We start from the raw sequence: 26,738 nt of genomic DNA, 5'->3' as shown, positions 1-26,738 counted from the left end.
GAAATCTTTGAAAGATTTCGGCACCACCGGGAAGCCGGTGCCGCCAAGACCATTGGAGCCGCCCGCACCGGGCGCTATGGTTGCGCCATGGCAGATGATCCGGCGAACAAGGCAAACGAACCCGGCTTCCGGCACCTCGCCGCCGCCGTCTGGCGCGCTCTCGACGAGCGACATCTCGGCCTGATCGCCGCGGGCGTCGCCTTCTATTCGATCTTCGCGATCTTTCCGGGCATGGCCGCAACCATCGCCATCTGGGGCATCTTCGCCGACCCCGCTGTCGTATCGTCCTATATGGAGGCGATACATGGTGTCATTCCTGACGAGGCCTATTCGCTGATTGCCGGGCAGCTTGACGGGCTGATCAGCGCCAATGCGAGCGGCTGGCATTGGGCTGCTGCGCTGCCGATCGTGATCGCCTTCTACTCTGTGCATTCCGCGGTCGCCGCATTGATATCGGGCCTCAACGCGGTTCAGGCGCGCCGACATCGACCCAGCCTGAAACGTATCTTCGGGTCGCTCGCGCTGACACTGTCTCTCATCGTTCTCATCCTCGCAGCGCTTGTCCTGGCCGTGGCGGTGCCGGTTGCCCTCAGTTTCGTGCCGCTCGGGTCAGCGGGTGCGATCGTCCTTCGGTTCGTTCCCTGGATCGTGCTCTTCATCGTGGTGAAGGTAACGCTTGGCCTTTTCTACCGATGGGGTGCGACAAGTGAGGGTGCGCGTCACTCCTGGGTTTCAACGGGCAGCCTCGTGGCGGCCTTCCTCTGGGCAGCGGTTTCCTTTGCCTTTTCGCTCTATCTCGAGAATTTCAACAGCTACAACCGAGTCTACGGTTCGATCGGCGCGGTGATCGCGCTGATGATGTGGCTCTATCTCTCTGCCTATATCGTGCTGTTCGGCGCGGTCCTGAACGCCGAAATCGCCCGCCTGAAGCGCGCCTAGTAATCCTTGGTGAAAAAGACGCCGACCCCGGTCTGGCCATCGGTGCCGACGGCGCCCTTGAGCGTCAGGTCGCGGTTCAGGTCGATCTCGATCTCGACCTTGCTCTTGCCGTCCTGGCCGATGGAAATCTCTGAATAGGTCTTGTCCGACAGATATTTCCCGGCCTTCACTGCCGCCTTTCCATCTTCGTCGGCGGTGATGTCAAGATCATCGAGGCCAATCGACTTGCGCAGCTTGACCACCACACTCTCATCTGTCCGGCCGGTCAGCGTGGCGATGGCATCTGCAAGCTGCAGAAGCTGGAACGTGGAAATCTTCGAGATGCTGTTACCGAAGAGAAGTTCCGACAAAACCTCTTCTTCCTGCAGGCCGCTGGTCGAGGTGAAATGGATCTCCGGCTTGTTCGCTGGGCCTTCCAAAAGGATGGTTGTCGTCGCGCCGAAACTGTCGGAAAGTGCGGTGAACTCCACATAGGGGATGAACGATCCCAGAAGCTGCACGATGCCGCGATCCAGCACGAAGCGCTTGCCGAGTATGGTAAGCCGGCCGCGGATCAGCTCGAACTGCCCCGCCGGAATGACGGCGGCGGTCGTGCCGCCGAGGAGAAGCGAGCCGCCCATCTCGGCCTCGAGCCCGAGGCCGCGCACGAAGATCCGCGCGGGCGCCGAAATGGTGAGGTCAAGCCCGTAGACCGGCCCGGCGGACCCGCCCCCGGGTCCAGCGGTTCGCCGGTCCATCCCGGCGCGGCGGCGGCTGGCACGCGTATCGGCACTACCGTTGACATGGCGCACGTCGAGGTCGGCGGTGACCGAGGACAGCGCCGAAGAGAGGCGGATCTCGCTTTCATGCACAACGACCCGTCCGCCGATCACCGCGCCGCCGCCGAGCGGTCCGTCAAGGGTCAGATCGGCGCTGAGACGGCTCGAATAGAGCGACGGGTCGCTGAAGGTGACATTGTCAAGCGCGACAGCAAGGTGCGATGCGGCATCCGGCGAGAGCGCCAGATCGCCTTTAACGCTGAAGCCGCCGCCGCCGCGAACCGTGCCGCTGCCTGTGACGACCGCATGTCCGCCGGACACCGCACCGGAAAGCGCAATCCCTTCCAGCGCCAGATTGTCTGCGGGCGAGGAAAGCCGCGCGCCCGAGGCCGTGATGCGCCCCGACAGGGCCGACAGGCCCGGCGCGCCACGCATCGCCAGATCGAAAGCCACCCCGCCGTCGATGCTGCGGGGCGCGATGAAGCGGTTGAGCAGTGCAAGCTGCGCCTGCCCCGTCAAGGAAAGATCGCTGTCCGACAGATCGGTCGCAATCCCGCCCGTGACATGTCCGCGCATGGCTCCGGGGCCCGTGAGCGAAAGGTCAAGAGTGACCCGCCCACCCCTCAGGGCCGCGGTGCCCGCGGCATCAAGCGGCCCCGCAAGGCCGGGCGCAAGCGCGGCGACATCGGCAAGCCGCGCCTTGACCGCATAGCGGCCAGATTCCGTCTCGGCCAGATCGGCAGACAGAAGGGTGCCATCTGATGTCAGCTTCGCCAGTGCAAACCCGTCTTCCCGCTCGACTGCCTCGGCGCTAATCGCCGTCCGACCGGCGAAGAGGGGCGCCAAGGTAGGGCTGCCGGGGACAAGACCATCGGCCGTGCCAGTCAACCGCAGCCGCCGCGATCCGTTCGGACCGGAAAGATCGGCCTCTGCGGCCAGCGCCCCCGAGAAACCCGGCCCGAGGACCGAAAGATCGGGGAAATCCAGTTCGGCGCGAAGGCCGGTCTCCTTCGAATCCAGGTACCCTTGCGCAGACAGCCGCAGATTGGCTGCGCTAACCCTAAAATCCTCAAGCGCTATGCCAGTCTCGTCGCGCCGCGCGTCGACCTCGATTGTCGATCGCCCGGCCAGCAACCGGTTTGCCATCGGCTGATCCACTGACAGATCCTGCCCGTTGGCCGTCGCCTGCATATCGAACGCACGCGACAGAAGGTTCGCGTTACCCGCGACCGTCAGGTCTGCCTTGCCGCCGAGCTGCCGCCCCGCGAGCGCGGAAAAGCGGGCCATATCCGGAACCATAAGCGACAGCCTGCCATCGGCAGCGAGGTCAAGGCCGTCGGTCACCAGATCGACATCACCCTTTACGGTCATATCCCCGGCGCGCAGGTCGAGCTTGGTCAAGCGCAGGGGCGCGCCTTCCTGCCAGCGCAGGTCGAAGGCGCCGCTCAACCGGTCGCCCAGCGCGGCCGCAAGAGCGGGGTCGCTCAGCGCGACGGCAGTGGCGTCAAGCTTGATATGGCCGTCCAGCTGCGCGGCGCCGGTCGCTTCCGCCGCGACGCCCGAAAGTGTGCCTCGACCGTCAAGCGTGATTGACCCGACCGTCACTGCCCCGGTCGCCAGCCCCTCTAGCGCACCGTCGAGCGCCCAGCTTTCCCCGGCCGCCGCATTGTAGCGCAGCTTCAGCACGCCGTTTTTCACTGTCGTCTCCGACCCCGGCAGCTGCAGCGGCGCACTATCGGGAAGACCCAGCCTGACGGTCAACGCCGCGGCCAGCGGCAGGTTGTCGGCCGACAGGTTCAGACGGCCCGACAGGTCGGTGCCCGCTGACTCGACAACAAGACGGCTCAGGCGCTTCTCGCCATTCAGAAGCGTCTCGCCATCGGCTTCAACTCGGGTCTCGCCCGCGAAGAAGGGGCGATAGTCGGGCTGCAGAAGCGGCGAGATGTCACCCTGAAGGCGTGCGGCGAAGCTTCGCACGCCTTTGGCGTTCGGCGGCGATTTCGTCTCTATCGTGCCTGAAAACCGCGATACTCCGTCCGTGGACAGAACCAGATCGCTGCGAAAATCTGCTGCCCCGCCCGAACCGTGCAGGGCAAGCTGCAGCGACGGAAGGCCTGGCAGGTCGAGCATCCGCGCGGCGATGCCGCCCTCGCCTTCCTTGACCAGAAGGTCGATCGTGCCGGTTTCCTCGGCGTTGGAATAGGCGGCCTGCAGGGTCATGTCTCCCGTCCGCCCGTCGATCCGGCGAAGCGCCAGCGCGCCGGTGCCCTCGCCATTGGCGATCTGGCCCTGGCCCGTCACCGACACCCGCGCCTCTTCACCCAGGACGGCGGCGCCGATCCTGAGGTCGGCGGCCGACAACGCGCCGATAGAGACGGAAACCGGAAGCTCGGGCAGCTTGAAGGACCGCGCCTCGGCGGTCGTGTCCTCGCTTTTCGGGCTGCGGATCAGGTCGATCCGCGCCGCCGACAGTTCCGCGATTTCGACCCGGCCGGACAGCAGCGCCGAACGGTTCCACTGGATCGCGCCATCCTCGATGGTGAGCCAGACACCCTCGGCATCGGCAATCGCCAGCCGGTCGAAGGTCGCGCGCGACGACAAGGCGCCCGCGAAACCGTAGATGGTCACCGTGCGACCGGCACCCGAAAGCTGGCCTTCCAGCAAGCCGGTCAAAAAGTCCTTGTCGCTTTCTGACGCCTCCTGCGCCCCGGCAAGACCGCCGGTGAGAAGCAAGGCCAATGCCAGAACCCAGCGCCGCATCAGAAGGCCTGCCCGATGCCGACATAGACCTGCATGCCGTCGCCCGTCGATCCGCTGAGCGGAAAGGCCACATCCAGCCGCACCGGCCCGAAGCCCGTATCATAGCGCAGGCCGAGGCCCGCGCCGCTCTGCCACTCGCTGTTGCCGCCGAACCATTCGGCATCGCTCACATAGCCCGCGTCGTAGAAGGCCACTGCGCCGACCCGATCATTGATCCGCCCGCGTATCTCGCCTGACAGCGCAATCCGGCTGAGGCCGCCCGACAGATAGCTCGACCCGCCTGCCGAGACCGGCACACCAAGCGATTCGAACGGCTGGCCGCGCACCGTGCCGCCGCCGCCGGAATAATAGAGATAGTCGGGCGAGGTATTGGTGAGCGATGTGCCAAGCGTTGTCGCCAGCTGGACCCGGCCCGCGAACACCAACTGGTCGCGCGCCCCAAACCCTTTGTAATAGCGCGCGTCGGCAGACAGGCCGGTGCCGGAATCCGCTGTCCCGAAACCCGCGAAAGGCGTCACACTCGTCTTGAGGTAATAGCCGTCCACCGGATCGAGCTTGTCGCCGCGCCGATCCCATTCCAGCGAAACCGGCAGGGCGAGCAGACGGTAGTCGAGCCGGAAGGTCGAATCCTCGATCGACGCGATCTGGTAGGAGAGCCCGGCCTCCAGCGTCAGATCGTCGGTGACGGTCCGTATCGCACCGAGGCTGAAGGTCAGGCTGCGGATGTCGAGATCGAGGATCTCCACCCGGTCGAACCGGGTTTCGGCAAAGACTGAACTGTCGGTGAAGGGCGTGCCCGGCCGCTCGATCCGGGCGCCTAGCTCGTATTCGGTAAAGCCTGCATCCCCGTCGATGCCCTTGATCAGCCCGTCGAGCCTCAGCCTCTCGCCGCCGCCGAGGAGGTTGCGATGCAGCCAGAAGGCCGAAAGGCTCGCGCCATCGCTGCCATTCACTTCGGCGCCGAAGCCGAAGCGGTGCAGGACCTCCTCATCCAATTCCAGCAGGATGTCGAGCGTGCCGTCTTGGTTCGGCTCTGCTGCCTCGCGCACGGATACACTGCGATAGATACCGGTGCGGCGCAGGCGCGAGGCCATCTTCTCCAGCACCTCCGGATCGAAGACCTGACCTTGGCGGTAGCCCGCGATCTTCACCACCCGGTGGCGCGGCAGCCGCTCTATCCCCTCGATTTCCAGCGCTCCGAAGGTCAGGCGCGGACCAGAGGCCAGCGTCAGGCGTGCGTCGATCAGGGCGGTGGCATGATCTGCCGTGATGTCCTGGCCCGCGACCCGCGCCTTGGCATAGCCAAGCTTCCGCCAGCCGGCGATCCCGGCCTCGGCCGCCTCGCCGATCGCGGTGGCGCGGGCGATCTGGCCGTCGCGGTAACCCGGCGGCAGGTCGGTGCCCGGCGCATAGGGCGCCATCCGGGCGGCGCCGAACCGGAACGGCGGACCGGGCGTAACGGTAACGGACACATGATCAATGTGCGTCGGCGCGTCGAGCAGCGGAATATCCGCGGCTTCGCGCCCGTCGATCCGGATGTGGATCACGCCGCCGTAATAACCTTCGGCATACAAAGCCTTCGTCAGGCGGGCATAATCGCTCAAGGCTGCCGCCAGGATATCCTGCGGGTCGGTCGTGCCCTCGCGACCCGCCGCAACCAGAAGTGAAGCCGACATCAGGGCGCGTGTCAGCGTCTTGTCTGCCCCGGGCGCGGCAAAGCCGATCATCTCCTCTGCCGCCAGCCCGCGTGTCGGCGCCACCGACTGAAGCCCCGCAACGGCGAGGCAAAGGCAGACGGAAAGGCAGGCAGCGCGACGCAACTTGAACCCCGGGTGACAGCACCCTCTTTCCTTGCCGCAAACTGAACCGGATTGCCAGTGACAGTGGCGAGGGACGGCGCCTATCGGCTCAACTGCTGAGCGTGTGCTCAGTTCCCGAAGATCTCGGAGAAATGGTCGCGCAAATAGATCTTGAGCCAGGGCGTGAACGTTTCGGGTGCCGCGTCGATCAGCACCGAAAGACCCTCAATGGGTTCCCATCGGCACTCCATCACCTCTGCCGGATCGGGCGCCAGGCGGGGCTTGTGGTCTAGGGGTGCGCGAAAGACCTCGACCACCTCATGTTCCACCATGCCGCCACCCACATCGGCGCGGTATTCGACCGTTCCGCGAGGGTGAAGCGCGCCGACTTCGACCCCCAGCTCCTCACGCACGCGGCGGCGGGCGCAGGCCTCGGGCGTTTCCCGCCAGTGCGGATGCGTGCAGCAGCTGTTCGCCCAAAGCCCCGGCGTGTGATACTTGCCCAGAGCCCGGCGTTGTAGCAGGACCTCTTCGCCCACCGTCAGAAAAACGGACACCGCCGGATGGCGCAGGCCACGGCGGTGCACGTCGATCTTGTCATGGGGCGCGAGAATGCCGCCCTCCCAGGCGGCGATCGGGGCGCCCGGCATGGTTCAGGAAAGCGTCGGGGTTTCGGCGGGCTGCTGCGCCGCGCGGCGCTGGGCCTCTTGCCGGTAGAGCGCCAGGAAATCGATCTGATCGAGATTCAGCGGCGGGAAGCCGCCGTCGCGCGTCACGTCCGAGATGATGCGGCGGATGAACGGAAAGAGCATCCGCGGGCATTCAATCATCAGGAACGGGTGCATCTGCTCGTCCGGCACGCCCTCGACCTGGAAAATTCCGCCATAATCGATCTCGAGGATGAAGAGCGGCGCCTGATCGGCCTTGTTGGTCGAGGTCGCCTTGATCTTCACATAGACCTCGAACTGGTGCGCCACGCTGCGGGCGCGACCGTCGAGGCTGACCTGCACCTGAATGTCGGGCTGGACGTCGCTGGACGAAATGCCCTTCTGCGCCACCACATTCTCGAAGGAAAGGTCACGAATGAACTGGCCGAGGACCTGCAGCTTCGGCTGCTGGGGAACCTGCGGCGCGGCGCCGTTGCCGAGATCGGACATGATGTCTCCTTGGGTCTGTTTGCGCCGCTCTATCAGCTTGCAGGCAAAGCCTCAATGCCGCGTCCAGCCCGACGGCGGAATGCCAGGACTGTCGGGCGGAATTTCGTAGAACTCGCCGTCAACCACATCGGGCCGCGTGCCGCGCCGGTCCGAATAGGGGTCTTCGGGCGTCCTGCGCGGCCCGCCCATCACCTGAATGCGACTGGCGACACGGCTCAGGATCGCGGCCCGCACCGGCCGGATCAGCAGCAGGATGCCGATCATGTCGGTGAAGAAACCGGGCGTCAGGAGAAGAAGGCCTGCAAACAAGATCATCAGCCCATGCGCGAAAGGTTCGGTCGGATCGCGCAGCTCGCTCATCGAACGCTGCAGATCGGCAAGTGCCCCAAGCCCCTGTTCGCGCACAAGCCAGGACCCGACAACCGCGCTCAGAAGCACCAGCCCCAGCGTCGGCCAAAGCCCGATCAGCCCGCCAACCTGGATAAAGAGCGCGATCTCGATCATCGGGACCGCGACGAAAAGCGCAAACAGCCACATATTTCCTCGCATCCGGCCTAAGGTGGACTTGGCCTGACCGCTCACATACATAAGTAGGAAGAAAGATGTTACCAACCCCGTCCGTTGCGGGGCGAAGGAAAGACCATGAACAATTCGATCATCCAGCTTCTCGTTCTTGCCGGTGTGGCGATCTTTCTGATCCTCAAGCTGCGGAGCGTTCTTGGTACGCGCGACGGCTTTGAGGGGCGCCCGCAGCCCGACGCGCTGCCCGATGCGACGCGGCGCGACCGGCGCGGGTTCGACGTGATCGAGGGTGGCCCCGACCGTGATATCACCGATCATGTGCCCGAAGGCAGCGACAGCGCCGCCGCCCTTCAGGCGATGAAGAATGTCGAACCGGATTTCTCGGTCGGCACCTTCCTTCAGGGCGCGCGTGGCGCCTACGAGATGATCCTCGGCGCCTTCGCAAACGGCGATCTCGACAAGATCCGCCCCTTCCTGTCGCCCGACGTCGCCGCAAGCTTTGCCGCCGTGATCGAGGACCGCAAGGCCAAGCGCCTAACGGTTGCCAGCGAATTCCTCGGCATCCGCGAGCTGGCGATCCTGTCAGCTGAATTCGACCGCGCCGCGAATGAGGCGGAAGTGACGGTGCGCTTCGTCGCCGAACTCATCTCCGCGACCCGCGACAGCGCGGGCGAGGTGGTCGAGGGCGATCCCAAACATGCGCGCAAACAGAAGGACGTCTGGACCTTCGCGCGCCGCATGGGCGCGAATGACCCCAACTGGCAGCTCGTCGCCACCGGGGAATGAGTTCCGCGCAAGTCGTGGCGGGCCTTCCGGGATGGTCGGACGACGACCATGAGGCCGCGCTTGCCTCCTATGCGGCAAGTCTTTCCATCCAAACCGACCATTGGCCCCGCCCCGACGGTCGCCCGGCGCGCACCTTCTTTCAGGAAAGTTTCAGCCCCGGTGCGTCTGCCGAGGGCCTGCTGACCGGCTATTACGAGCCCGAGCTTGAGGGCTCCGCAGAGCCCGGGGGCCGGTTCCGCCATCCGCTTTACGCGATGCCTCCCGATCTCGACTCAGGTCACCCATGGCACGACCGCGCGGCAATCGAGGCAGGCGACCTGCTCGCGAGGCTGGAACTTGTGTGGCTGGACAGCCCGCTTGAGGCCTTCCTCGCGCAGGTGCAGGGCTCGGTCCGGGTGCGGCTAGCCGAAGGGTCAGTGCGGCGCTTCGGCTATGCCGGAAAGAACGGGCAGCCCTATTCCTCGATCGGCAAGGAACTGATCCGGCGTGGCGTACTTTCCCAAAGCGATGCGTCCGTCGCCGCGATCCGGGCCTGGGCGGCGGCCCATCCATCCGAAGTACCTGCGCTACTGCGGGTGAACCGCTCCTTCGTCTTCTTCCGCCCGCTTGATCTCGACCCCGACCTTGGCCCCATCGGCACCGCCGGTTGTCCGGTCACGCCGCTGCGCTCGCTTGCCGTCGATCCCGACCATATCCCGCTTGGTACCCCAGTTTGGGTGGAATGGCGGGGCAGGGCGCATCTGATGATCGCACAAGATACCGGCGGGGCGATCAAGGGTGCGGGGCGGGGCGATATTTTCTTTGGCACCGGCCACGCGGCGGGCGAGGCGGCTGGCGCCCTGAAATGCGCCGGGCGGCTGACGCCGCTGGTCCCCAAGGCAGGCAAAGCATGAGCCGCCGCCGCCATCTGAGCGCGGAGGAACGCGAGCTCTGGAACCAGATCGCCGCCTCGGCGCGCGCGCTCCGGCCCGTGCGACCGCTGCCGCACGACCCCGCGCCACATCCGAAAGTGGCGCCGAAGGCCCCGCTGCACCGGGCGCCCGACCTTGCGCCCTTCACGCTTGGCGAACGGGCGCTGCCACGCGCTGCGGGCCACAATCTGTCACCCACACCTCACGAGAGACTGAAGGCCGAACCGCTGCGCATGGATCACAAGACCTACGGACGCATGGCGCGCGGCAAGCTCGCACCCGAGGCGCGGATCGATCTGCACGGCATGACGCTTTCGGAGGCGCATGCCGAACTCATCCATTTCGTGCTGACGTCGCAAGCGCAGGGATTGCGGTTCCTGCTCGTCATCACCGGCAAGGGCAAGGCGAAGGACAGTCACGGCCCGGCCCCCGACCGGATCGGCGCGCTGCGCCATCAGGTGCCGCACTGGCTGATGCTGCCGCCCGTCGGCTCGCATGTTCTGCAAGTGGCGCCCGCGAGCCTGCGCCATGGCGGACAGGGCGCCTACTACGTCTATCTCAAGCGCAGCCGCTGAGCGTCAGTTCGCGATCGCGCTGACCGGCGACAGGATGATCTGGGTCGCATTCTGCACGCTCAGCACGACGCCGCTCAGCAGTCCGGGCCTGCCGGTCCGGTCGGCGGCAAGCGCCAGTTCCACATCCGCAATCCGCCCCAGGATCGACAGAAGGGCAGGCGAATTTCCGACGTTGAAATGCCCGCCGCCGGTGGAATAGGCGGTCGTATCAATCAGCGTCACCTCAAGCGACCCAAGCTCGGACGCGCTCTGAAGATTTCCGACGCGGTCTCTCTGGCCGGTCAGCCTCGCAGAGAGTGCAAGCGCCTTGTCCTTTTTCGAGGTGAAGATGATGAACGGTTGCGGCAGCTTGCCGATCCGCCGCGCCTGTTCGTGGAATACATCGACGTCTATGTCGGGCGACATAAGGACCACACCGTCGATATTGGCCAGAACAGGCGTCCTTTCCGAAATCGCCATTTGCCGCAGCGTTTCCATCACCACGAGGCTGCCGAGCGAATGGGCGACAATCGTCACCCGGCGCGCGCCGGCAGCGTTCACCTGACGGATGAGCTCTTCCAGCCCGTCGCGCGCGAAGAGCGCGCTGTCCCGGTCATAGACATAACCGAGCGGCCTGGCGCGGGACGGCCAGGAATAGTTGACCAGCACCGCGCCGATCTGCAGGTCATAGCCCAGCTGTGCCAGACGGTAGGTCCCTTCGGCGAAGGTGCTGTTGAAGCCATGGACGAAAATCACCGCATCACGCTTCTGGCGGAGCGCGCGCGCCAGATCGGCGCGGAACTCCGGCGCGCCGTCATAGATTTCCTGCGCGGTCGCCACGAATTCGGTCTGGGGATCAGCCCGGTCCTTCTTCGCTGGCCAGTCGATTTCGCCCGGCCGGTGCTCGGGCGGGATAGAGACATCGACCCGGCCATAGCGCATGGTGCGCGAGCGGCGATAGCTGAACGGTTCGGCGGTCTCCTCGTCGAAACCGCGCGTGGTGCCGATGAAGACCTGCTCGCTCGCTCCAAGCCCCTTGGCCTCCGGCACGATCTTGATCGCGCCGCGTGCTGCACAGGCGGCGAGCGAGGCGACTGACAGCGCGAGGATCGCGCGGCGCGGGAGCAGGCAGGGCGCCTTCCCGGGCGCCTCCTCGTACGCTTCGCGGCTCGTCGGGCGGCCCGAAGAGTGCTCGAAGTGCGGCGATGAGGGCCTGTCAGAGCACATAACGACTGAGGTCCGCCGACCGCGCCAGATCGCCGAGGTTTGTCTCGACGAAAGCGGCATCGACCGTCACCACCTGCCCCGACCGGTCGGGCGCATGGAACGACAGTTCTTCGAATACTCGCTCCATCACCGTGTAAAGCCGCCGCGCGCCGATATTCTCGACCGAGCGATTGACCTCCGCCGCGATCTGGGCGAGCGCGGCGATACCGTCGTCGGTAAAGGTCACGTTCACGCCCTCCGTCTCCATCAGCGCCGCATATTGCCGCGTCAGCGCATTGTCGGTCTCGGTCAGGATCCGCACGAAATCCGCTTCCGTCAGGGCCCGCAGCTCCACCCGGATCGGCAGGCGGCCCTGCAGTTCGGGCAGAAGGTCCGACGGTTTGGCGATATGGAAGGCACCCGAGGCAATGAAGAGTATATGGTCGGTCTTCACCGGCCCGTATTTGGTGGATACCGTTGTGCCCTCGATCAGCGGCAGAAGATCGCGCTGCACGCCTTCGCGGCTGACATCGGCCCCGCGCGTCTCGGCCCGGGCGCAGACCTTGTCGATCTCGTCAAGGAACACGATGCCGTTTTCCTGCACCGCCTCCAGCGCCGCCGCTTTCACCTGTTCGTCGTCCAGAAGCTTGTCAGCCTCCTCGGCGATCAAAAGGTCGTAGCTTTCCGCAACGGTCATCTTGCGCCTGACCCGCCGCCCACCGAAGGCTTTCCCGAAAATGTCGCCGAGGTTCATCATGCCCATCCCCTGCTGGCCCGGCAGCTCCATCGCCGGGAAGGGACTGGATGTGTCGGCCACGTCAAGCTCGATCACGGTCTTGTCAAGCTCGCCCTTCTTCAGCTTGGCCCGGAACATCTCGCGCGTTTGCTCGCGCGCGTCCGCCCCGGCGATCGCCTCGACCACCCGGTCCTCGGCGGCCTTGTGGGCGCGGGCCTTAACCTCTTCGCGCATCCGCTCGCGTGTCTCGACGATGGCCGCATCCATCAGGTCGCGGATAATCTGGTCGACATCGCGGCCGACATAGCCCACTTCGGTGAACTTGGTCGCCTCGACCTTCAGGAAAGGCGCACGCGCGAGCTTGGCGAGCCTGCGCGATATCTCTGTCTTGCCGACGCCGGTTGGGCCGATCATCAGGATATTCTTCGGATAGACCTCCTCGCGCAGGTCATCGGGCAGCTGCTTGCGCCGCCAGCGGTTGCGCAGCGCCACAGCGACGGCGCGCTTGGCGTCCGACTGGCCGATGATGAAGCGGTCAAGTTCCGAGACGATCTCGCGCGGGGTCAGGTTGGTCATGGGTCAGGCCGTGTAAGGGGGAAGGCTGGACTTGCCGGGAAAATCCGGCAGCGCGCGCATCAGGGCACCACGCAGCGGCACCCACCAAGTGCCGAGCGCGGTGATGAAGAAGCCAAGGATCAGGAGGATGAAGGCCCAGTGCCCCGGCCCGGCATCATCGGCGCCATTGCGCACGATCCAGGAAATGACCAGCGCCACATAGACGATGCCCGCCGTCAGGAAGGACCGGCGGTCGATGACGAGCGCGAGCGCGGCGATCAGCGCCAGCGCAGCGCCCGTGGCCGCCATGCCAGCGGTGCCGCCGATATTCATCAGGGTCAGCGCAACGGTGTTCACCAGCGCAGGCGCGGCCAGCAGATGCAGCCAGAAGGCGGTCGCGGCGTGGCGACCCAACCGGTGCGGGTCGCGGGTGTCGAACCACATGCCCGCGACAAAGGCCGCGATGCCGAAGCCCAATGTGGCAAGCGAAAAGCGCGGGCTTTGCCTGAGGTCGAAAATGCCATTCGCCATGCCGCCCCGCATGTCGAAGATCGCCTCGACCGAGGCCGTCAGGCCATAGAGCGCCAGAAGCCCGAAGCCACCGAGGATGAACATCGAAAAGGGCAACTTGAAACGCCAGTACCAGACGGCCATCGCCGCCATCGCCGCGATATTGGCAATGACGAACGCCCCCCGGTCGGCGAGATTGCCGCTGGCAAGAAGCGTCAGAACCATCAGATAGACGCCGGTCCCGAAGGCGACGGCCAGCACCATCGACGGCAGGTTCATCCGCCGCTCCAGCGTGAAATAGGTGGCCCACCACCAGGCGATGGCGGCAGAGATCGCGGGCAGCGCGATCATCATCGCGAAGCCGCCGAACCAGGCGAGCAAGAGAGAGATCCCCGACAGAAGGATCATCAGGCCGAGCGAAACGAAAATCTCGGAGAAACCCTTGAAGAACTCGAAAGGCTCATCCTCGGCGGGCATGGCGGCGCGCTTGCCCTGCCGGGTCGCGGCCAGCGCCGACAGCCCCGCCGCCTGCGCTTCACTCATCACGCCGGCCTGTACTGCCGCCCTCAGGTCAGACGCACCGATGATATTCGCCTCGTCAGCCACTGATACGCTCCACCGTCAGATTGCCGTTGGTATAGACGCAGATGTCGGCCGCGATCGCCATGGCGCGGCGCGCGACTTCTTCCGCCGAAAAGTCGGTCGCCATCAGGCCGCGCGCAGCAGCCAGCGCGAAATTGCCGCCCGAGCCGATGGCGGCCACGTCATGTTCGGGTTCCAGCACGTCACCCGCGCCGGTCAGCACGAACAGAGCCTTGCCGTCGGTGACGATCAGCATGGCTTCAAGGTTGCGCAGGTATTTGTCCATGCGCCAGTCCTTGGCAAGCTCCACACAGGCGCGCGACAGTTGCCCCGGCGCGGCTTCGAGCTTTTTCTCCAGTCGTTCCAGCAGGGTGAAGGCATCCGCCGTCGATCCGGCAAAGCCCGCCACAACCTCATGCCCGCCCGGCGACAGCCGCCTGACCTTGCGCGCCGTGCCCTTGATCACCGTCTGGCCGAGGCTGACCTGCCCGTCACCCGCCACCACAACCTCGCCGCCCCGGCGTACCGCCAGGATCGTGGTCCCGTGCCAACCGGGGAATTTCTCGTCGCTCATGGCCAAACGTCCGTCCTGGGCTCTGTCTGGCCAGATATGGGTCATGGCGGCGGGCAGGGCAAGCGGTGGTTCTGCGGCTTGCCGTATGCTGCGTCGCATAGGTAGTGTTCCGCCCATGACAACTGAACGTTCCGTCCGTATCCACCTCGGCCCCAAGGTCCTCGAAGCGGCCCGCGCCGGGCGGCACAATTTCCTTAACCGGCTGACCGCCGTTCTGGGGGAATGCGGTTACGAGACTGAGTTTCGAGAGAACAATTACGCCGAACGGATCGCCACCGGCGCGCTGCCCGGCTGGTCGATGTTCGAGATGGAACCGCCCGAAGGCCCGCGCTCGCTGGTCTTCCGCCTCGCCTATGTCGCGCCCTTCTGGCAGATCGACCGGACCGACCGGCGCTGGGACTGGTCGGTGGCCCAGGCAGCGTTCGACCCAGATCCGCGCCACCGCGAAGAGGCGGAAAGGTTTGCCGCCTACTGGCGGCGGCGCCTCTATGGCTCGGCGACAGAGAGCGCTGTGCGCGGCGGCGTGATCTTCGTGCCGCTTCAGGCGCGGCTTCTAGACCGGCGACCGTTTCAGGCGATGTCTCCGCTTGAAATGCTCGAATGGCTGCTAACCCGCTTCCCGGGCCGCACAATCCTTGCAACGCTTCACCCCAAGCATGAGCTGACGGAGGAAGAGCGACCCGCGCTTGCGGCGCTGACCGCGCGCCACGGCAAACTCACGGTCGACCACAGCTCTGCCCCCGAAATGCTCGCGCGGTGTGATTTCGTCGCGACAGAGAACAGCGCAGTCGCCTTCGAGGCGCTCTTCTTCAGAAAGCGCGCACTTCTCTTCGCGGGCATCGACTTTCACCACCCGTTCGCATCGGTCTGGCGCGACGGAGAGGAGAAGGCGCTTGCCGATCTGGAAGGCAGGCAGCCGGATTTCGACGGCTACCTCTATTGGTATCTGCAACGCCAGAGCCTCAATGCCGGGCGTGACGATTTCCGGGTCAAGACGATGAAGCGTCTCGGCGATCTGGGGATGGACCTGCTTGTCGAGGGATGAAGTGAACGTGACCGGGCCTCTGGTTGCCGGTTTGTGACCGCTTCGCTAGCCTGCCGCCATGAAACCCGCCCGTCCGGTGATCGAAGAGATACCGTCCTGCAGGCTGTGTGCCGACCGGTTCGCGGCGACCGCGACGGCGCATGCGCCGCGCCCGGTCGTCTGGCTGTCGGCCGGCGCGCGCATCCTGATCGCCGGGCAGGCGCCCGGCGCGCGGGTCCATGCGTCTGGCAAGCCATTCGACGATGCGTCGGGCGCGCGGTTGCGCGACTGGCTGGGGCTGGATGAGGCGACCTTCTGGGACCGATCGCGCGTGGCCTTCCTGCCGATGGCCTTCTGCTTTCCCGGCTATGACGCGCGCGGCGCCGACCTGCCGCCGCCGCCGATCTGCGCCAGAACATGGCGGGCGCCGCTGTTGGAAGACCTCTCGCAGGTGCGGCTCACTTTCCTGATCGGTGGCCATGCCCAGCGCTGGCATCTGGAGTCACGGGCCGTCGCTGGTGGCGTGACACCCACTGTTGCCCGCTGGCGCGACCATGCGCCACGGCTTTTTCCCTTGCCCCATCCGTCCTGGCGCAATAGCGGCTGGCTGAAACGCAATCCATGGTTCAGCGCCGAGCTTCTGCCGCGCGCCCGGGCTGCCGTGGCAGAGGTTCTGGCCGATGACTGACGCAAGCGCGCTTGACCGCGCCCATGCCGAGATGATCACCCGCCCCGAGGACGAGGCGGCGCGGCGGGCTTATTATCACCGGCTTGCGGCGGCGGAGCTGTGCCTGTTGCTCGACCGGGAGCCGGAGGGTGACGATCTGGCGCCGACCGTGGCCGGTATTGAGGAGGGCCAATTCGTCTTGGCCTTCGATGGAGAGGAGCGGCTGGCCGCTTTCGCTGACGGCCCGGTTCCCTATGCGGCCCTGCCGGGCCGGGTGATCGTGGGGCTTCTGGCCGGACAGGGGATCGGCATCGGAGTGAATCTCGGATCGGAGGAGACGGCTTTTCTGATGAACGCCGAGGCGGTCGACTGGCTTGCCGATCTTCTCGCCGCAGAGCCCGAAGCGGGCGCCGCGCGCCCTGTCGGTTGGGCGGCGCCCGCGCGGCCTGACGCGGCGGCGGCGCTTTCGGCCGCCTTGTCCGGTCTTGGCGCGTTCGCCGAAGGCGGCTGGCTGGCGACTGTCCGCTATGGGGATGGGCGCGTGGCAATGGCGCTGGTGATCGAAGGCGCTGCGCCGGGGGCAGAAGGCCCGCTTGCCAAGGCCGCCGCAGAGGCTCTGGCGCTGACCTTCGGGCCAGGCGAGGCGGATGTGCTGTTCCTTTCCCCGGCCGACTGCACGAGGCTTGACCTTGCTGCATTCGCGGCGCCGGTCATCCTGACGCGCCCCGTGGCGCCAGCAACCGCACCTGCACCTGCCGCGCCCGGCTCCGATCCAGACCGCCCGCCGCGACTGCGCTGAGCCTAGTAGCCGCGCGCCATGTCGACGAGGTTGAGGAAGGGCGCGCCCGCCTCGCCGCGCCGGATGTTTTCGACGAGCTTCTCGCAGGCTGACGGAACGCGTGTATCGGCGGCGATATGGGGCGTGACCGTCACGCGCGGATGCGCCCAGTAGGGATGGTCCGGCGGCAGGGGTTCGGTCCGGAAGACATCGAGCGTCGCATGGCCGATCTGACCAGCATCAAGCGCCGCGAGAAGCGCCTCATCGTCGATCAGCGGCCCGCGCCCGGGATTGATGATTACCGCACCTTTGGGCATCAGCCCCAACCGCCGTGCGTTCATGATGTTCGTGGTCCCGGGCGTCAGCGGCATAAGCAGAACCGCAATTTGCGCGCGTGACAGCACATGATCCAGACCCGCTTCGCCCGCATGGCAGTCGACATGCGCGATCTCTTTCTGTGACCGGCTCCAGCCCATCACCGGAAAGTTCAAAGCGGCAAGTGCACGGGCGGAAGCTGCACCAAGCTCCCCCAGACCCAGCATCGCAACGGGGCGTTCGCGGGCGAGCGGCGGCAGGATGTGGTTGCGCCAGGTGCCGTCCTGGCCGTGGATATGGGCATCCATGCCCAGATGATGGCGCAGCACATGGCCAACCACATACTCGACCATGCCCTCGGTCAGTTCATTGTTGACCATGCGGGCAAGCGGCATGGTCAGGGTCGGGTTCGGCACGATCTTCTCGACCCCCGCCCAAAGGCTGAGGACCGCCTTCGCCCGGGTGAAGGGAGAAAAGTCGCGCAGGCCGCTTGCGGGCGCATAGACGATGTAATCGACCGCCGACGGATCGGGCGCCGCGTCCGACATACGCGCCGCAATTCCGGCGCGGGCCAAAGCAGCGGCCAGCGGTTCGCGGTAGTCGGCCCAGTTCTCGGCCCCGGCAGAGACATAGATGTTCAGCATGGCTACCTCGGCCTGTGAATATGGGCGCTTTGCACAAGACCAAAGCCCATCAGAAGGATGATCATGGCCGTCCCGCCGTTCGAGACAAGCGGCAAGGGAACGCCCACGACCGGCAGCATTCCCATCACCATCCCCATATTGACCGCGATCAGAAGGAAGAAGGCGGTGGCGATCCCGTAGGTGACCAGCGCGCCGTATCGGTCGCGGTTGCCGAACGCCGACAGGAAGCAGAAGCCGATGATCAGCACATAAAGCGCCAGTAACGAGATGCCGCCAACGAAGCCGAATTCCTCGGCCAAAGTGTTGAAGATGAAATCGGTGTGCTTTTCGGGCAGGAAGTTCAGCTGCGACTGGGTGCCCTGCATGAAACCCTTGCCGCTCCAGCCGCCGGAACCGAGCGCGATCTTGGCCTGCATGATATTGTAACCCGCGCCCAGCGGATCGGCGGCGGGGTCGAGGAACGTATCGATGCGTCGGAACTGGTAATCCTTGATCAGCTGCCAGCTGGTTCCTCGGCTTTCGAAGACCGCCGAGACAAGCCCGACGCCGGTGCCGATCACGGCGCCGAAGTACCAAAGGCTCACGCCTGCGACGAGCATCACGGCACCGCCGCCTGCAAGCAGCAGAAGCGTGGTTCCGAGGTTCGGCTGCTTGAGGACGAGCGCCGCCGGGATCAGGATCAGAAGAACCGGGATCAGCACCCATAAAGGGCGCGAAACCTTGCGCGGGTCGAGCCAGTCGTAATAGGCGGCGAGCATCATCACGAGCGTGATCTTCATAAGTTCCGACGGCTGGAGTCGGATTGGCCCAAGCTCCAGCCAGCGCTGGGCGCCCATGCCCATGGAGCCGAAGAGCTCCACCGCCACGAGCAGAAGAACCGTGCCGACATAGCCGACGACCGAGAGGCCCTTCCAGACTTTGATAGGCGTAAAGCCGATCACGAACATCACGACCAAACCGACGGCGAAACGCTTCATCTGCGGTTCTGCCCAGGTGCCCAGATCGCCGCCCGCGACCGAATAGAGCATCAGAAAGCCGACCGAACTGACCGCGCCGATCAGGAACACCAGCGGCCAGTGGACATGCAGGACCTTGCGCCATCCGGCGGGCGCGGTCGCGAGACTGTAGTCAAGATAGCTCATGCCCGCGATATCCCCCCGGTCGTGAAGGTCGAGGGGTCGGCCAGCGGCATCGTATCCAGCAGTTGCCGTACCTTTTCGCGCTGGGCAGACGGGTAGACCTCCAGCGGCGGCAAGCCGTCGAATAGCGCGTAAAGAAGAATGTCGCGGGCCAGGGGGGCCGCCACCGCCGAGCCGCCGCCGCCATGTTCGACCACAACCGAGACGGCGACACGCGGCGCGTCGAAGGGGGCATAGCAGACGAAAAGCGCATGATCGCGCCTTTCCCAGGGCAGATCCTCGTTCCGGGTCACGCCGGCGGCCCGTTCGGCAGCCGAGATATTGCGGACCTGGCTCGTGCCGGTCTTGCCCGCCATAACCACAGAGGCATCGACCGTGCGGCTTGCCGAAGCGGTGCCGCGATTGCCGTTCAGCACCGCATGCATGCCGCCTCGGACCGCGGCAAGATGGGCGTCCGATATGCCGAGGGGCGGGGCCTCCGGCTTGGTCAGCGGCACATCGTCGAGCGCCTTGATGAGCCGGGGCGAGAGCGCCTTGCCGGTCGCCAACCGCCCCGCCATGACCGCAAGCTGCAGGGGTGAGGCGAGCACATAGCCCTGACCAATGGCGCTGTTCAGCGTATCGCCGATGATCCAGTCCTTGCCATAGCGGGCCTGTTTCCAGGCCCTGTCCGGCGCCACCCCTTCGGAAACGGCGGACATCGGCAGATCGTGCTTTACACCGATCCCGAGCCGCCGCGCCATCTCGGCGATCTTGTCGATGCCGACGCGCTGGGCGATCTCGTAATAGTAGACGTCGCAGGATTGTTCGAGACTCTGTTCCAGATCGACATGACCATGGCCACCGCGCCGCCAGCAATGGAACTTGCGGTCGCCAAGCTGGGTGAAGCCAGGGCAATAGACTTTTTCGCCCGGCCCGATCACGCCCGCCTCGAGCGCCGCGAGCGCCGTGACCATCTTGAAGGTCGATCCGGGCGGGTAGGCGCCCTGCACCGTCTTGTCGGCCAGAGGCCGGTGATCGTTCTCGGTCAGAAGCGCGTAATCCGCGCTTGAAATGCCGCGCACAAAAAGGTTCGGGTCGAAGGTGGGGGTAGAGCCGATCGCTAGGATGCCGCCATCCTCAAGGTCGATCGCCACGGCGGCTGCGCTTTCGGCACCAAGCCGCGCGATCAGGAAATTCTGCAAGCGCGCATCGAGCGTCAGAACCACGTTCGCGCCCTGATCGCCTTCGCGCCGGTCAATCTCCCGCATCTCGCGGCCCCTGACGTTCACCTCCACCCGCTTGACGCCCGCACTGCCGCGCAGGACATCTTCAAGCTTCGCCTCGATGCCGAGTTTGCCGATCTGGAATTTCGGGATCTGCAGGATCGGGTCGGGGTTTTCCATCTTCGACAGGTCGTAGTCGCTAACCGGACCAACGTACCCCAGCACATGGGCGAAATCGCCCCGATGCGGATAGACCCGCGACAGGCCGACCTCGGTCGAGACGCCGGGCAGCGCGGGCGCATTGACCGCCACGCGCGAAAACTCTTCCCAGGTCAGCCGGTCGGCGATAGTGATCGGCAGGGTCGGGCTGCGCTTCTCGATCTCGGCGATGAGCTTGGCGATATCCTCGTCCGACAGCGCGAGGAGCCGCGACAGGTCGGCCAGGGTGCCCGGCACGTCCTCGGTATCCTCGCGGATGATGGTGATCCGGTAATTCTGCTCGTTCCCGGCCAGAAGCACGCCCTTGCGATCCTGAATAAGGCCGCGCGCCGGGGGGATCAGCCGGATCTTGATGCGGTTCTCGTCGGCCAGAAGCTGGAACTCGCCCGCCTGCTCGATCTGCAGCTGCCGCATCCGGTAGGCCAGCGCGCCGATAAAGGCGCCTTGCAGCGATCCCAGCAGGAACCCGCGCCGCGTCATCCGCCGCGAAGCCTCCACGACAAGGTGCTGGGCCCGCCTCATATCCGGTTCCCCCAGCTGTCGACCTCGCCCGGCGCGGCGCGGTGCAGGCCGAAGGTCAGCTGCATCAGCCCCGCAAGCAGCGAATAGAGAAGGATCGTCGCGACCATATGGATCACGACCGGGCCGAAGCCCACCTGCGGCACCATGAAGATCGTCAGGACAAGGCGGTTCGCGAGCACCATTGCGGCGATCACCGCCCCCGCCATCAGCCATTCGCCGACGAAGGGCAGGTCGCGGCTCCGCGCCTCGCGCGACCGCAAAAATTCGGTGCCAGCGACCACGATCAAAGTCCAAAGGCCCGGTGGCCGCCCGGTCAGAAGATCGTCCAAAAGAAAAGCCGCGGCAATCAGCGGCGCTGGCACGAAATCGGGCCGCCGCTGCACCCAGACGAGCGTCAGCGCCAAGAGCATGTCAGTGCCCGGCCAGTCATGCGGGTAAAGCCAGCCGGGCATGTGATCGACAATAGCCTGTGGCAGGGGCCAGTCCTGCGGCAAGGCCGACAGGGGCAGAAGCCGGAAGAAGAGAATGAGGACCGCGAGCCCCAGAAACAGCGCCCGGAACCCCCAGAGCTTTGCCGTGCGCGGATCAACCATCGCCCGCCTCCCCCGCGGCGGGCGTCAGCTCCGCCGGGTCGGGAAATGAGAGCGTGGGCGCAGCCGTGGCGGGCGGCGGGATCAGGACGCCCGCCTCGTTGATCTGCTCGGCCGGATGGCTGCGCAGCACGCGCACGAAATCCAGCCGGTCGTAGTCGGCCGCCAGCCGCACGCGGAACCGGTTATCGGTGGTCTTGACCACCGTTCCCACAAGGATGCCGGCCGGAAAGACTCCGCCGTCACCCGAGGAAATCACCCGGTCGTCCGGCCGCACCTGTTCCGGCGCTTCGATGAACTCGAGTGGCGGCGCGGCGGAATTGTCGCCCACCAGCATCGCCTTCTGACCCGAGGGCTGGATGGTCACCGGAATGCGGCTGGAGGCATCGGTCAGGAGAAGCAGGCGCGAGGTGTTTTCCGCCACGCCGGAAATCCGCCCGACAAGCCCCAACCCGTCCATCGCCGCCCAGCCATCTACGATCCCGTCGCGCGCGCCCACATTCAGAAGCACCGACTGGCGGAAGGGCGAGCCGCTGTCGGCCATAACGACCCCCGACACCGACGTCAGTTTCGGGTCAAGCCGCACCTGGTTCTGCGCCAGAAGCTTGGCGTTCTGCTGTTCCAGCTGAACCGCCGCCTCTTTCCAGGCGCGCATCTGCTGCAGCTCGCGCCTGAGCTCCTGATTTTGCTCGTATATGCGCGCATAGGACTGGAAACTGTCGATCATGCCCGCAAGCCGCGTCACCGGCGCCATGGCCCAGTCCATCGACGGGACAACGCGGTCGATCAGCGCATTGCGCATCCGCTCGACCCGCGGGCTGTCGATCCGCCACAGAAGGAACAAAGCGCCAAGCACAAGCACAAGGATCGCGATCATCACCCGCCGGACCGGGCCGCGATAGTCCAGATCGCTCATGCGTTCTCTTGCCACGGGCAGCCTCTCAGTCGGCTTTCGACGGGCGCGGGGTATCAGCTGTCGTAGTCGATGACGTGCTTCAGCTGCTTTTCATATTCAAGCGCCTTGCCGGTGCCGAGGGCAACACAATTCAGCGACTGGTCGGCGATGGAAATCGAAAGCCCCGTCTGTTCGCGCAGCGCAAGATCCAGCTCTCCCAGCAGCGCCCCGCCCCCGGTCAGCATCACACCCCGGTCGACGATATCGGCGGCCAGATCGGGCGGCGTCGTCTCCAGCGCGGTCATCACCGCCTCGCAGATCTGCTGGACCGGCTCGGCCAGCGCCTCGGCCACCTGCGCCTGGTTGATCTCGATCTCCTTCGGCACACCGTTCAGAAGGTCGCGCCCGCGCACATGCATGGAGGCGCCGCGCCCGTCGTCGGGCATTCGCGCCGTACCGATCGAGGTCTTGATCCGTTCGGCAGTCGATTCCCCGATCAGAAGGTTCTGCTGGCGGCGCAGATAGGAAATGATCGCCTCGTCCATCCGGTCGCCCCCCACCCGGACCGAGCGCGCATAAACGATGTCACCCAAAGACAGGACCGCGACTTCCGTCGTGCCGCCGCCGATATCAACGACCATGTTGCCCGTGGGCTCGGTGATCGGCATGCCCGCGCCAATGGCTGCCGCGATCGGCTCGGCGATCAGCCCCGCGCGCCGCGCGCCCGCCTGGATGACCGAATTGCGGATCGCGCGCTTCTCGACCGGCGTCGCGCCATGCGGCACGCAGACGATGACCTTGGGCTTCGGCCAGCTCGTCCGCATCACCTTGCGGATGAAATGCTTGATCATCTCTTCCGCGGCCTCGAAATCGGCAATCACGCCCTCGCGCATCGGGCGGATCGCCTCGATCGTGCCGGGCGTGCGGCCGAGCATCAGCTTGGCATCCTCGCCCACGGCCAGAACCTGCTTCTTGCCGCCCTTGTTGTGATAGGCCACGACAGACGGCTCATTGAGGATGATGCCCTTGCCCTTCACATAGACGAGCGTGTTCGCGGTCCCGAGGTCGATCGCCATGTCCGACGAAAACAGCCCGCCCAGTAGTCCTGCCATGATCTTCTTCCGCTACCCCAATAAGCCCCCGAAAAGGCGGTGGCCCGCGACTCGGTCTCCCAGCGCAGGCCGTGACCTTATATTGGCCCAAGTCCTCGGCAGGAAGGCCAAAGCGACCCGTCACGCGGGATTCCGCGCGCGGCCGCCGCGTCAGGTGCACCACCCGTACGATAAAGCCCTTTGCTTTCACTTTGGTCCAAATATCCTGCGGGGAGCGCGAGGGGTGCAAAACCCCTCGCTTCCACAGCGGGGGCAGGATGCAGGGATTTCAGGACAGGGTCGCCATCGTCTCCGGTGCGGGCAGCGCCGATGGGATCGGCTTCGCGGTGGCACGCGCGCTTGCAGCTGCGGGCGCGAAGGTCGCCTTGACCGCGACCACGGCAAGGATTTTCGACCGCGCAGAGGCGCTCGGCCCTACTCATGCAGGCTTCATCGCCGACCTGACCGATGCAGCGGACGCCGCCCGCCTTGTGGCGGAGGTCACCGAACGGTTCGGCGCTCCCGCAATCCTCGTGAACAATGCGGGCATGATCCAGACCGGCCGCGCGCACAGGCTACGCCGGATCGAGGCGACGGGCGACGAGGGCTGGCAACGCGATCTCGACCTCAACGTGACCACCGCCTTCCACATGATCCGCGCCGTCCTTCCGGCCATGCAGGCGGCGGGCTATGGTCGGATCGTCAATGTCGCCTCGGTCACAGGCCCTGTCGTCGCCATCGAGAAGGCCGTGGGCTACGGTGCCGCCAAGGCCGCGATGTGCGGGCTGACACGCGGCGTGGCACTGGAAAACGCGCGCCTCGGCATCACCTGCAATGCCGTCCTGCCCGGCTGGATCGCCACCGGATCGTCAAGCAAGGGCGAGATCGCGGCCGGAAGACGCAGCCCGACCGGCCGCCCCGGCACACCGGGCGAGGTCGCCGCCTGCTGCCTTTTTCTTGCCAGCTCCGGGGCCTCCTATGTCAACGGCGCCATGCTGGTGGTTGATGGCGCGAATTCCATCGTCGAGATGAAGTGAGGGTTCGCGCTCAGGACCCGAAATAGCGCTGCCAGAGCCAGATGAGCAGCATGGCGCCCAGAATGGCGCCGACGAATCCCGCCGCCCATCCGGCAATCACGGCGAGGAAGCGGATCAGGAGGCCGCCCGCCAGCGCGCCGAGGATGCCGATGGCGATGGTGGTGCCTAGGTCGGCCTCGACCTTCATCAGACGTGTGGCAATGAAACCGGCGGCGGTGCCGATGATCAGCATGGCGAGAATGGGCATCATGGTCTGGCTCCTTACGCCCGGAATATGGGAAGCCCTGCGCCCTTTTTGAAGATCAGCCGATCCGCCCGGGCAGTGTCAGGCCGCGCAACAGCTCGTCCGCCGCCATCGGGCGCTTGCCTTCGCGCTGGGCGAGCGTCACTTCGACCGCGCCTTCGCCGCAGGCGATGGTCAGCCCGTGCAGAACCTCGCCGGGCGCGCCGGACGCTTCGGCCAGACGGGACCGCAGAAGCTTCACCCGCTCGCCCGCCACATCGCACCAGGCACCGGGGAAGGGCGATAGCCCCCTGATCTGGCGATCCACCTCCGTGGCGGGCCTCGTCCAGTCGATCCGCGCCTCGGCCTTGTCAATCTTGCGGGCGTAGGTAACGCCGTCACCGGGTTGAGCGTCGGGGTGCAGATGGTCGATCCCGCCAACCGCCTCGACGATCATCCCGGCGCCCATCTCCGCCAGCCGGTCATGCAGGTCGCCGGTCGTCTCCTCGGGCCCGATCGGGGTCGCGCGGCGCAACAGGACCGGCCCGGTATCGAGCCCTTCGTCCATCTGCATGATGCAGATGCCGGTCTCTGCATCTCCCGCCATCACCGCCCGGTGGATCGGCGCGGCCCCGCGCCAGCGCGGCAGGAGAGAGGCATGGATATTGAGGCAGCCCTTGCGCGGCGCCTCCAGCACCGCTTTCGGCAGAAGAAGGCCGTAGGCGACTACAACTGCGACATCGGCCTGAAGGGCCGCGAAGGCCGCTACTTCGGCCGGATCGCGGAAGTTGACGGGATTGCGCACTTTAAGGCCCAGCGCCTCTGCCGCCAGCTGGACGGGCGAAGGCCGGTCCTTTTTGCCGCGCCCGGCCGGGCGGGGTGGCTGGCTGTAGACAGCGGCAATCTGATGCCGGGCGGCGAGCGCCCGAAGCGCGGGCACAGAGAAATCCGGCGTGCCCATGAAGATCAGCCTCATCCCTGCCGCCTCAGCTTCTCGGCCTTCGCGACCAGCATCTTGCGGCGCAAGGGCGACAGGTGATCGACAAAGACCTTGCCATTCAGATGGTCGATCTGGTGCTGCACGCTTGTGGCCCAGAGGCCGACGAAATCACGCTCCTCGATCTCGCCCGCCTCGTTCAGGAACCGCACGGTCACCGCGCGCGGCCGTTCGATATGGGCCGAAACGCCGGGCAGATTGGGGCTGGCTTCCTCGTGCTTGCGAAGCTGGATCGAGGCGTGCAGTACTTCGGGGTTTGCCTTGCGCACCGCCTGTCCCCGCTTTTCCGACGCATCCACAACCGCGAGTCGCAGCATGATGCCGATCTGAGGGGCGGCAAGGCCAACGCCCGGCATCGCCTCCATCGTCTCGACCATGTCGTCCCAGATCATGCGGACAGTTTCGGTGATTGCAGCGACGGGTTCGGCGGGTGTGCGCAGGCGCTTGTCCGGGTAGGGAACGAAGGGGCGGACGGTCATCGGCAGCGCCTTAGCCGCGCGCCCGGTCGCGCTTCAGCTTTTCCATCTTGCGGGTGATGAGCTGGCGCTTGAGCGGTGAAAGATAGTCGATGAACAGCTTGCCATCGAGATGGTCGATCTCGTGCTGGGCGCAGGTGGCCCAAAGGCCGGTGAAATGTTCTTCCTGCTCCTTGCCGTCGAGGCCCGTCCAGCGCACGCGCACCTCGGACGGGCGTGTCACCTCGGCATATTGTTCGGGGATCGACAGGCAGCCTTCCTCGTAGACGTTCGTCTCGGCCGAGGTCCAGGTCACGGCGGGGTTGATCAGGACCATTGGGCGCGGCGCGGCGTCCGGGTCCTTCACGCAATCCATCACGAACATGCGTGCCATCAACCCGACCTGCGGCGCGGCAAGGCCCACGCCCGGCGCGTCGTACATGGTTTCCAGCATGTCGACGGCCGCCTCTCTGAGATCGTCGGTGATCTCGGTCACGGGCGGGCAGGCCTTCTTCAGGCGGGGATCGGGATGGATGAGGATCGGGCGCAGCGTCATGGCCCGGGATTTAGGCCAGAGCGCCCTTCAGC

General features: G+C 65.8%; 27 protein-coding genes. 8 read left to right on the top strand and 19 right to left on the bottom strand.

The window, feature by feature from the left end:
• Positions 1 to 87 precede the first annotated feature (87 nt).
• Positions 88 to 939, top strand: coding sequence for a YihY/virulence factor BrkB family protein (locus OU426_RS06075; protein ID WP_267633017.1), 852 nt, complete (start codon positions 88 to 90; stop codon positions 937 to 939).
• Here the strand turns inward: OU426_RS06075 and OU426_RS06070 are convergent.
• From OU426_RS06070 to OU426_RS06050, 5 genes are all read right to left on the bottom strand, one after another.
• A complete protein-coding gene (locus tag OU426_RS06070) occupies positions 936 to 4,457 on the bottom strand; it encodes a translocation/assembly module TamB domain-containing protein (RefSeq protein ID WP_267633016.1) in 3,522 nt (1,173 codons plus the stop codon). The genes OU426_RS06075 and OU426_RS06070 overlap by 4 nt on opposite strands.
• A complete protein-coding gene (locus OU426_RS06065) occupies positions 4,457 to 6,277 on the bottom strand; it encodes an autotransporter assembly complex protein TamA (RefSeq protein WP_267633014.1) in 1,821 nt (606 codons plus the stop codon). Before OU426_RS06065 ends, OU426_RS06070 begins: the two co-directional genes overlap by 1 nt.
• 107 nt (positions 6,278 to 6,384) lie before the next feature.
• Entirely contained in the window at positions 6,385 to 6,906 is a 522-nt protein-coding gene (gene idi / locus OU426_RS06060) for an isopentenyl-diphosphate Delta-isomerase (RefSeq protein WP_267633012.1), read from the bottom strand.
• A gap of 3 nt (positions 6,907 to 6,909) precedes the next feature.
• On the bottom strand, positions 6,910 to 7,413 hold the full coding sequence (secB, locus tag OU426_RS06055) for a protein-export chaperone SecB (RefSeq protein WP_267633011.1): 504 nt from the start codon (positions 7,411 to 7,413) through the stop codon (positions 6,910 to 6,912).
• A 51-nt stretch (positions 7,414 to 7,464) separates the two neighbouring features.
• Positions 7,465 to 7,950 carry an FxsA family protein gene (locus tag OU426_RS06050; protein ID WP_267633009.1) on the bottom strand — a complete coding sequence of 162 codons (486 nt, stop codon included), beginning with the start codon at positions 7,948 to 7,950 and terminating at the stop codon, positions 7,465 to 7,467.
• A gap of 105 nt (positions 7,951 to 8,055) precedes the next feature.
• Here OU426_RS06050 and OU426_RS06045 point away from each other — a divergent pair, with 105 nt between their 5' ends.
• The 3 genes from OU426_RS06045 to OU426_RS06035 are packed head-to-tail and all read left to right on the top strand — an operon-like array spanning position 8,056 to position 10,207.
• Positions 8,056 to 8,721: a Tim44/TimA family putative adaptor protein gene (locus OU426_RS06045; RefSeq protein WP_267633007.1), complete on the top strand. Its 666-nt coding sequence runs from the start codon at positions 8,056 to 8,058 to the stop codon at positions 8,719 to 8,721.
• Entirely contained in the window at positions 8,718 to 9,614 is an 897-nt protein-coding gene (locus tag OU426_RS06040) for an MltA domain-containing protein (protein ID WP_267633006.1), read from the top strand. Before OU426_RS06045 ends, OU426_RS06040 begins: the two co-directional genes overlap by 4 nt.
• Positions 9,611 to 10,207, top strand: a complete 597-nt coding sequence (locus OU426_RS06035; protein WP_267633005.1) for a Smr/MutS family protein — start codon at positions 9,611 to 9,613, stop codon at positions 10,205 to 10,207. The genes OU426_RS06040 and OU426_RS06035 overlap by 4 nt, the downstream gene beginning before the upstream one ends.
• Positions 10,208 to 10,210: 3 nt before the next feature.
• Here the strand turns inward: OU426_RS06035 and OU426_RS06030 are convergent, their stop codons facing one another.
• Genes OU426_RS06030 through hslV form a run of 4 tightly spaced genes read right to left on the bottom strand, consistent with a single transcriptional unit; the run spans position 10,211 to position 14,349 of the window.
• The gene (locus tag OU426_RS06030) at positions 10,211 to 11,413 is read right to left on the bottom strand and encodes an alpha/beta hydrolase (protein ID WP_267633004.1); all 1,203 of its coding nucleotides are present in this window, start codon (positions 11,411 to 11,413) and stop codon (positions 10,211 to 10,213) included.
• Positions 11,403 to 12,704, bottom strand: a complete 1,302-nt coding sequence (gene hslU, locus OU426_RS06025; RefSeq protein ID WP_267633003.1) for an ATP-dependent protease ATPase subunit HslU — start codon at positions 12,702 to 12,704, stop codon at positions 11,403 to 11,405. The genes OU426_RS06030 and hslU overlap by 11 nt, the downstream gene beginning before the upstream one ends.
• A gap of 3 nt (positions 12,705 to 12,707) precedes the next feature.
• Complete coding sequence (locus OU426_RS06020; protein ID WP_267633002.1) at positions 12,708 to 13,799, bottom strand: hypothetical protein; 1,092 nt, start codon at positions 13,797 to 13,799, stop codon at positions 12,708 to 12,710.
• Complete coding sequence (gene hslV, locus OU426_RS06015; RefSeq protein ID WP_267633001.1) at positions 13,792 to 14,349, bottom strand: ATP-dependent protease subunit HslV; 558 nt, start codon at positions 14,347 to 14,349, stop codon at positions 13,792 to 13,794. Before hslV ends, OU426_RS06020 begins: the two co-directional genes overlap by 8 nt.
• 115 nt (positions 14,350 to 14,464) lie before the next feature.
• Here hslV and OU426_RS06010 point away from each other — a divergent pair, with 115 nt between their 5' ends.
• Genes OU426_RS06010 through OU426_RS06000 form a run of 3 tightly spaced genes read left to right on the top strand, consistent with a single transcriptional unit; the run spans position 14,465 to position 16,839 of the window.
• Positions 14,465 to 15,394 carry a hypothetical protein gene (locus OU426_RS06010; RefSeq protein ID WP_267633000.1) on the top strand — a complete coding sequence of 310 codons (930 nt, stop codon included), beginning with the start codon at positions 14,465 to 14,467 and terminating at the stop codon, positions 15,392 to 15,394.
• 58 nt (positions 15,395 to 15,452) lie between these two features.
• Positions 15,453 to 16,061: a uracil-DNA glycosylase family protein gene (locus OU426_RS06005; protein ID WP_267632999.1), complete on the top strand. Its 609-nt coding sequence runs from the start codon at positions 15,453 to 15,455 to the stop codon at positions 16,059 to 16,061.
• Positions 16,054 to 16,839 carry an SseB family protein gene (locus OU426_RS06000; RefSeq protein ID WP_267632997.1) on the top strand — a complete coding sequence of 262 codons (786 nt, stop codon included), beginning with the start codon at positions 16,054 to 16,056 and terminating at the stop codon, positions 16,837 to 16,839. Before OU426_RS06005 ends, OU426_RS06000 begins: the two co-directional genes overlap by 8 nt.
• Before the next feature lie 2 nt (positions 16,840 to 16,841).
• Here the strand turns inward: OU426_RS06000 and OU426_RS05995 are convergent, their stop codons facing one another.
• Genes OU426_RS05995 through OU426_RS05970 form a run of 6 tightly spaced genes read right to left on the bottom strand, consistent with a single transcriptional unit; the run spans position 16,842 to position 23,459 of the window.
• Positions 16,842 to 17,777 (bottom strand): 2-hydroxyacid dehydrogenase, encoded by a 936-nt coding sequence (locus OU426_RS05995; protein ID WP_267632996.1) that lies wholly within the window; start codon positions 17,775 to 17,777, stop codon positions 16,842 to 16,844.
• Between the two features lie 2 nt (positions 17,778 to 17,779).
• Complete coding sequence (gene rodA / locus OU426_RS05990; protein ID WP_267632994.1) at positions 17,780 to 18,919, bottom strand: rod shape-determining protein RodA; 1,140 nt, start codon at positions 18,917 to 18,919, stop codon at positions 17,780 to 17,782.
• A complete protein-coding gene (gene mrdA, locus OU426_RS05985; protein WP_267632993.1) occupies positions 18,916 to 20,862 on the bottom strand; it encodes a penicillin-binding protein 2 in 1,947 nt (648 codons plus the stop codon). Before mrdA ends, rodA begins: the two co-directional genes overlap by 4 nt.
• Positions 20,859 to 21,455 carry a rod shape-determining protein MreD gene (locus tag OU426_RS05980; RefSeq protein ID WP_267632991.1) on the bottom strand — a complete coding sequence of 199 codons (597 nt, stop codon included), beginning with the start codon at positions 21,453 to 21,455 and terminating at the stop codon, positions 20,859 to 20,861. The genes mrdA and OU426_RS05980 overlap by 4 nt, the downstream gene beginning before the upstream one ends.
• Entirely contained in the window at positions 21,448 to 22,383 is a 936-nt protein-coding gene (mreC, locus tag OU426_RS05975; protein WP_267632990.1) for a rod shape-determining protein MreC, read from the bottom strand. Before mreC ends, OU426_RS05980 begins: the two co-directional genes overlap by 8 nt.
• Before the next feature lie 38 nt (positions 22,384 to 22,421).
• Positions 22,422 to 23,459: a rod shape-determining protein gene (locus tag OU426_RS05970; RefSeq protein ID WP_267632989.1), complete on the bottom strand. Its 1,038-nt coding sequence runs from the start codon at positions 23,457 to 23,459 to the stop codon at positions 22,422 to 22,424.
• Between the two features lie 257 nt (positions 23,460 to 23,716).
• On the opposite strand from OU426_RS05970, the gene OU426_RS05965 reads away from it, so the two are divergent.
• The gene (locus OU426_RS05965; RefSeq protein ID WP_267632988.1) at positions 23,717 to 24,475 is read left to right on the top strand and encodes an SDR family NAD(P)-dependent oxidoreductase; all 759 of its coding nucleotides are present in this window, start codon (positions 23,717 to 23,719) and stop codon (positions 24,473 to 24,475) included.
• Positions 24,476 to 24,485: 10 nt separating this feature from the next.
• Here the strand turns inward: OU426_RS05965 and OU426_RS05960 are convergent, their stop codons facing one another.
• From OU426_RS05960 to def (OU426_RS05945), 4 genes are read right to left on the bottom strand one after another with little or no spacing between them, the layout of a single operon-like run.
• Positions 24,486 to 24,722, bottom strand: coding sequence for a GlsB/YeaQ/YmgE family stress response membrane protein (locus OU426_RS05960; protein WP_267633405.1), 237 nt, complete (start codon positions 24,720 to 24,722; stop codon positions 24,486 to 24,488).
• Between the two features lie 55 nt (positions 24,723 to 24,777).
• Positions 24,778 to 25,674, bottom strand: a complete 897-nt coding sequence (fmt, locus tag OU426_RS05955) for a methionyl-tRNA formyltransferase (RefSeq protein WP_267632987.1) — start codon at positions 25,672 to 25,674, stop codon at positions 24,778 to 24,780.
• Positions 25,671 to 26,174: a peptide deformylase gene (gene def / locus OU426_RS05950; protein ID WP_267632986.1), complete on the bottom strand. Its 504-nt coding sequence runs from the start codon at positions 26,172 to 26,174 to the stop codon at positions 25,671 to 25,673. The genes fmt and def (OU426_RS05950) overlap by 4 nt, the downstream gene beginning before the upstream one ends.
• Before the next feature lie 10 nt (positions 26,175 to 26,184).
• Positions 26,185 to 26,706, bottom strand: coding sequence for a peptide deformylase (gene def / locus OU426_RS05945; RefSeq protein ID WP_267632985.1), 522 nt, complete (start codon positions 26,704 to 26,706; stop codon positions 26,185 to 26,187).
• Between the last annotated feature and the right edge of the window lie 32 nt (positions 26,707 to 26,738).

It is taken from the genome of Frigidibacter sp. RF13 (genome assembly GCF_026626305.1).
GTDB lineage: Bacteria > Pseudomonadota > Alphaproteobacteria > Rhodobacterales > Rhodobacteraceae > TMP-24.
Note: the sequence above shows the minus strand (reverse complement) of the source record. Positions and strands in the feature narration are given on the sequence as shown.